The following is a 515-nucleotide window of genomic DNA, read 5'->3' as shown; positions in this document are numbered from 1 at the left end:
AGGCCGCCATCGAAATGCCGGTCGAACAGGTGAGACATCTGTACCCGCCCGCTGAGGCCCCCGAAGATAGGACCCTGGATATAGGCGTTGAGCCGATTGGGGGCGATATTACGACCGTCCAGATCCTTGTCGACGATCTCATCGCCGTTGCTGTCGAAGCGACCCTTGAGGATGGCGAAGTTGGCGCCGAAGTCGAGGCCGGATTCGAAGGTGTAGCTGGCGGCCATCTCGATACCATGGATCTTGGTCTTCTCCCGCTGGACGAACCCGGCGCCGCCGATCACCTGGATTCGGGAGCCCAGATCGGAATTCGACCAGAAATAGCTCGCCGAAACGCTCAACCCTCCGGTCTTGTAGGTGGCGCCGAGCTCAATGTTGTCGGCAATCACCGGCTGCAGGTTCACCAGCTGCTCCACGTTCTGACCCGGCTTGTTGACGGCGCGTAGGATCAGTCCGGCGTCCGGCATCGTGAAGCCTTGCGAGTACGAGGCGAACATCGACAGACCGGTGACCGG

At 61.0% G+C, this 515-nt stretch carries 1 protein-coding gene; it reads right to left on the bottom strand.

The annotated features are described in order from the left end of the window. On the bottom strand, positions 1–515 hold a 515-nt coding region (locus tag WJU21_RS19485), incomplete at both ends, for a TonB-dependent receptor (RefSeq protein ID WP_346325139.1).

Origin of the sequence: Emcibacter sp. SYSU 3D8 (genome assembly GCF_039655875.1) — a bacterium.
Classification (GTDB): Bacteria; Pseudomonadota; Alphaproteobacteria; order SMXS01; family SMXS01; genus RI-34.
This window is presented reverse-complemented; position numbering and strand designations above follow the sequence as displayed.